Source organism: Cobetia crustatorum, assembly GCF_000591415.1.
Classification (GTDB): domain Bacteria; phylum Pseudomonadota; class Gammaproteobacteria; order Pseudomonadales; family Halomonadaceae; genus Cobetia; species Cobetia crustatorum.
The window spans coordinates 1-5880 of sequence record NZ_JEMF01000095.1; the positions used below are offsets into that span (position 1 = coordinate 1).

4 protein-coding genes are annotated in these 5880 nt (G+C 60.2%); 1 reads left to right on the forward strand and 3 read right to left on the reverse strand.

What is annotated here, in order from left to right:
* The 3 genes from BF12_RS0115695 to BF12_RS0115705 all read right to left on the reverse strand — a co-directional run.
* Positions 1-500: iron chelate uptake ABC transporter family permease subunit (locus BF12_RS0115695; RefSeq protein ID WP_024953084.1), on the reverse strand; the 500-nt coding region annotated here is incomplete at its 3' end.
* The gene (locus BF12_RS0115700; RefSeq protein WP_024953085.1) at positions 460-1524 is read right to left on the reverse strand and encodes an iron-siderophore ABC transporter substrate-binding protein; all 1065 of its coding nucleotides are present in this window, start codon (positions 1522-1524) and stop codon (positions 460-462) included. The genes BF12_RS0115700 and BF12_RS0115695, both read right to left, overlap by 41 nt.
* A 129-nt stretch (positions 1525-1653) precedes the next feature.
* Entirely contained in the window at positions 1654-3846 is a 2193-nt protein-coding gene (locus BF12_RS0115705; protein ID WP_024953086.1) for a TonB-dependent siderophore receptor, read from the reverse strand.
* Between the two features lie 342 nt (positions 3847-4188).
* Between BF12_RS0115705 and BF12_RS0115710 the strand changes: the two genes are divergently transcribed.
* Positions 4189-5436: a pyridoxal phosphate-dependent aminotransferase gene (locus tag BF12_RS0115710; protein ID WP_024953087.1), complete on the forward strand. Its 1248-nt coding sequence runs from the start codon at positions 4189-4191 to the stop codon at positions 5434-5436.
* Positions 5437-5880 lie beyond the last annotated feature (444 nt).

Sequence of the window (5880 nt, forward strand, 5' to 3'; positions counted from 1 at the left end):
GCCAGGCGCAGCGGGGTCGCCCCGCCACGCCCGAGGCTGGCGATCAGATAGACCACCACGGCACTCAGCCCCGCCCCGAGAATGGCCAGCCACAGATAGTCGCTGGCCTGCTGGATGCCGAACCAGGCGATGCCGATCACCACGGCGAGCGCCGCCCCGGCATTGACGCCGAGCAGCCCCGGGTCTGCCAGCGGGTTGCGGGTCAGGCCCTGCATCACGGCGCCCGACACGCCCAGCGCCGCCCCGGCCAGCATGGCCAGCAGGGTGCGCGGCAGGCGGCTGGCCACGGCGGCCTCGGCCATCGAATCCAGCGAGCCGTCCAGCAGCCCCGTGATGTCGGCCCAGTGGGTCATCCGCGCACCGAAGGCCACCGACAGGGCGAGGCTCGCACACAGCGCCAGCCACAGCAGCAGGGTGCCCAGCCAGCGCCGCTGACGGCTGGCCGACAGCGGGGTGAGATCACTCGCCCTTGCGGGCGGCGACGGACAGCTGGTCAACATAGTCGTCGAGTACCCAGGGAATCGAGAGAGGTGTGGGGTTGGCGGCAGTGGCCATCGGGCCGTTCTCCAGCAGCACCACGGCGTCCTGCTGGATGGCGGGCAGGCGGGAGGTCAGCAGATGCTCGTTGAGGCGGTCGATCAGCGGTTGGCCACCGTAGGTCAGCACGATATCGACATCGGCCAGCTCATCGAGGCGCTCGGCGCTGATCTGACCGGCAAAGCGACCCTCGACGGCGGTCTCGCTGACGAATGGCGGCGAGACCATGCCCAGCTCGTGGAAGAAGCGCACTCGGGCATCGTTGTCGTTGTAGAAGGCGATGCGGCTCAGATTGGTGGGGTCGATGTGGCTGATCACGATGATCGACTTGCCCTGGATCTCGGGATGATCCGCGATGTTCTCGGCGATCCGGGCCTCGAGACGCTCGATCAGCGCCTCACCCTCGGTGGCCATGCCCATGCCGGCACTGTCGTGGCGGATCATGTCGCGCCAGCTGGAGGACCAGCGCGGCCCCGGACGTGCCACCACCGGCGCGATCTTGCTCAGTGTCTGATAGTCGGCCTCGCTCATGCCGGAATAGGCCGCCAGGATGACGTCCGGCTGGCTGGCGGCCACCGCTTCGAAATCGATGCCATCGCCCTCGTCGAACAGCGTGTACTCGCCGGCGTCAAGTTCCTCCAGGCGCGCCTTGACCCACGGCATCATGCCGTCATCGTCGTCATCCCCGAAGGCCTGGCGCGGAAAGCCCACCGGTACCGCGCCGAGTGCCAGCGGCACCTCATGATTGGCCCAGGCGACGGTGGCGATGCGCTGCGGCTTTTCCTCGATGACCGTCGTGCCGAAGGCGTGCTGGAGGGTGATCGGGTAGTGCTGGGCGTGCCCTGCCGCTGCTGAGGCGTCAGACGCGGATACCGTGGAGGGGCTATCAGCGTGAGACGTCGCTGAAGCCTGTGCCTGGGCGGCAGGCACGAGACTGGCGGCCATGATGGCCAGGCCAATGGCGCAGGAAAGTCGTGTGCGTCGCAAGGGAGAATCCTTTTTCAATCGGGTCGCGGATGACAGCCCCTGCACCTGAGGGGCTGTCCGGAGGAAAGGCTGGCCATCGGAAGGGCTGGTCTTCGGAAGGGCTGGCCATGAGAAATGACGCGCCTGTCCTCAGAAGTCGTAGGTCATGCTCAGCAGGGCACTGCGCGGCGCACCATAGAGGTACTGGCTGTAGAAGCCTTGCTGGGTGTAGTACTCCTCATCGAAGAGGTTGGAGACGTTGAGCTGGGTGCTGAAGTGATCATTGATGCGATAGCGCGCCATGGCGTTGGCCAGGAAGACATCGCCCTGACCGACCTTGGCGGTGCCGGTCGGGGTATCGGCGTCACGATAGGTGTCGCCCTGCCAGGTGCCGCCGGCGCCCAGGGTCAGGCGTGACCAGTCACCGGGCAGCTGCCAGGTGGCGTAGACCTTGGCCTGCTGGCGTGGATAGCTGGTATTGAGCTGGGTGCCATCGGAATCCTCGGCATCCACCAGCGCGTAGCTGGCGGAGAGGTTGATGCCCGGGGCGACTTCACCGGCCACTTCCAGCTCGAAGCCTTCCACCACCGCGCCGTCGGATTCGGTGTAGGCCTGATCGGTGGTGCCCGCAACGTAGACGCCCGGAATCTCGACGGCCAGATTGTCCTGCTCGCTGCGGAAGACGGCGAAGGACACGTCAGCGCGGTCATTGAACAGCTCGGCCTTCAGGCCCGCTTCATAGCTGGTGCCTTCCAGCGGATCGAGCAGGGCGCCATCGGGGGCACGCTCACTCTGGGTGTTGAAGATCTGCGTGTAGCTGGTGTAGGCGGTGAGGTTGTCGGTGATATCGACGATCAGGCCGGCATAGGGCGTGAACTCGTCGTTGTACTCATAGCTGCGCTCACCGCGATAGTCCTGGTCGATCTCCCAATCCGTCAGGCGGGCACCGAGGATCAGATGCACGGGGTCTGCCAGCGAGAAACGCGTGACGGCGTAGAAGCCTTCCTGCTTGGTCTCGGTGTCATCGCTCAGGCCCCACTCGCCCCATTCGGGCTCGGCCAGTGCCGGGTCGTCACGATCGGTGAAGCTGCCCAGCGCCGGCACGCTGCTCGCCGGAGTGCGACTCCAGATCTCGTACTCTTCCTTCAGCTGCATGTAGCCGAAGCCCAGCTGATGCTCGCGTCCGAACAGCTCGAAGGGACCTTCGGCGCTCAGGTTGAGGTTCTTCTGGGTCCGGTCTCCGCGGTAGTCCAGCAGATAGGAGCTGGTGGGCACCTGGCGGTTGGTGTCGTAGTAGAGGATGCCGTTGTCACGGTCCACATAGCCGCCACGGTAGTTGTAGGTCAGCCCGTAATTGGCGTCGCCGTGGCTGTAGGCGGCGGTCGCCTTCCAGCCATTGGCGAAGTAGTGGGTCAGGTCCGCGAAGCCACGCGTGTTCTCGGTAAAGAAGTGGGCCCACTCGGTATTGTTGGCGACTGACTGATCGAAATCGGTCCGCGAGCCGTCGGTGTAGTAGAGCGGCACGCCCAGATAGGCGCCGTCCTGGTCGTAGCGCTGGTATTCGACGCCGACATTCAGTTCGGTATCCGGTGTCAGTTCCGCGGCGATCACGCCGTAGAGGGTCTCGCGGTCATTCTCCACGTCATCCATGAAGCTGTCGGAGCGGTCCTTGGCGGCCACGAAGCGCACGCCGACCTTGCCGGCGTCATCCAGCGGCGTGCTGACATCCACCACACCACGGCGGCGGTCCCAGCTGCCCACCGCGCCTGTCACGCTGGCGGCGGCTTCCTCCAGCGGCTTCTTGCGCACGAAGTTGACGGTGGCGGAGGGATCGCCCACCCCGGTCATCAGGCCGGTGGCCCCGCGAATCACCTCGACGCGATCATAGATGGCGGTATCCCACTCGGCGTCACCGAAGGGCCAGAAGCTGCTGGTGTTGCTCTGCTGACCATCGAACTGGAAATTGCGGATCGAGTAGCCACGCGACTGGAAGTTGGTGCGCGTGCCATCAAGACGATTGGAGGACACCCCCGGCAGGCGGTTGACGGCTTCCGTGGTGCTGGTGAGCGCCTCATCCTCCATCTGCTGGCGGGTCAGGAAGCTGATCGACTGCGGTGTCTCGCGCGGTGACAGCGTCAGGCCATTGGCGCGGGTGCTGGCGCCGACCGTGTAGTCGCGGGTCAACTCGGTGGTGGAGGTCTGCGCTTCACCGACGATGGTCATGGCTTGCAGCTCACGCGTCTCGTCAGCCGACACCAGGCTGGGAGATGCAGCGCTAGCCAGCGCGATGGCGAGGGTCAGTCGTGACAGCGGCAGTGCAGATGGCGCGGATGGATGTGACACGTTGGCGTTCCCTGAGTACTTTTATAAGAATGATTATTATTGCTCTTTGGGAGTGGCTTTAGCTTTGCGAAATGACAAGTCAGTTTTTCGAGATGCCAGGAATAGGCAGAGGAGGGGAACTTTCGATAGACGAAGGGTTGTCCTGCTATCAGCAGAAGTCTGTCTGCCAGGCAAGAGGCTATATGCGGATTGTCGGGTTACGTCAGACGAGACGGTAATCAGTTGTGTGTCTGACGAAAGTCTTATAAGTTGAATTTGATTATTTAGAATATACAAATACAACAGCGACAGTCAGATTTCTCGCCATGATGGCAAGGACTGAAGCATAAGCAAGGACAGAAAATGACCCAGTTTGCAGAAAAAGATGTGTCCGAAAAAAGCGCGTTAGAAGTCATGGGTCAAGAGACGACACATGCGCCGATATCTCGCTCACGGCGTGGCTTCCTGGGTATGAGTGGTGCGGCAATTGCAGGCGCTGCTCTTGGTCAATTCATGCCGGGTATTCCCAAGGCTTTTGCGAAAGAATCGACGTCAGAGGCGACATTACTAACTCCCTCTTCCCAGTCTCCGGTACGACTCAATTACAATGAGAATGCCTTGGGAATGGCACCCTCTGCTCAGCGCGCGGCTTCTTCCTCTATCGCACACTCCAATCGTTACCCCTTCGCGCACCTTGGTAAATTGCAGTCACTGGTGGCAGAGCATCACAAGGTAAGCGGAGACAGTATTCTCTTCACCCCGGGGTCATCTGACGCGATTCGCGCGAGCATCCTTGCCCACGCAACACCTGAGACGCAGTTGGTCATTCCTGAGCTAACTTACGGCGATGGTGCGCTCTATGCAGGGTTTTATGATCTCGTCATCCACAAGGTGCCTTCCTCGCGCGAGGATTGGTCTTTCAAGCTGGAAGACATGCAACAGGCGGTGAGCAATCACGCTGGCCCGTCGATTGTCTATCTAGTGAATCCCAATAATCCGACCTCAACCATCGTTTCAAGTGATGCGCTGGAAGCGTGGGTCAAGAATAGCCGTACGGACACGCTATTCATCATTGATGAGGCCTATGGCGAATTCGTCAATGATGAGACGTATCGCTCTGCGGATCGCTTGATTGTGAATGGCGCTGGCAATGTGCTGGTGCTCAAGACCTTCTCCAAGATTCACGCGATGGCAGGGTTACGTGTTGGTTATGCTGTGGGAAGTGCAGAGCGTCTCGAACGCGTGTCGCATTACGTCGAGGAAGACTCGATGACGCTGTCTTATCCCGGCGTCATGGCAGCCACCGCCTCGATGCAGTCGCCGGATTTTCTGGCACACAGCAAGCACAGCAATGATGAGTCGCGGGCTATCTATACTGCCGCACTGGATGATTTGGGCTGGGATTATCTTCCGGGACAGACCAATTTCGTCTTCCACCGTATTTCCAAACCGCTCAAGGAATTTCAGGCGAGCATGAAGGCGCATCATATTCTCATCGGGCGTGCCTTCCCGCCGGCTGATGGCTGGTGCCGCATGTCATTGGGTACGCCGGAAGAGATGCGCTATGTGGTGGCAGTGCTGCGTGAAATGAAAGCGAAAGGTGCGGTATAAAAGAGAGTGTAGATATACGAATAACGTGCTTTTTAATGTCAAACGCCGCTATTGCGGGCGTTTTCGATAGTCGCGACTGATGGTTCTGATAGTGCCAATATTTCTATCCTAGCATCATCTTCCCTTCTTTCAAAAATATTCCTCTACGGTTCTTGATCCAACGCAAGCTGTTAGCAATATCTCTTTAAACGCTACATAAATATCCATCTTTATTTGGCACTACATGTTAATGTGATTGGCATCCAGGAATGCTCGAATTGAAGACTGTGATTGGCTATTTTCTCATGGAAAAGGTCGGTCGCAGAGGCTGTCGTGTGCCGTGCTGAAAAAGAATGACAGGTCCAGCGTCTTCTGCGTTGTCATGGCCGCCTCCCTGCCGATGCCCGAGTGATCGATGGTGAGAGTATCAGTCACTGCTTTTTGTTGGCTCTTCGACGCCAGGTG

Bases quoted from the DNA above. Each gene is read 5' to 3' on its own strand.
- BF12_RS0115710 (WP_024953087.1), top strand. From the start codon at position 4,189: ATGACCCAGTTTGCAGAAAAAGATGTGTCCGAAAAAAGCGCGTTAGAA.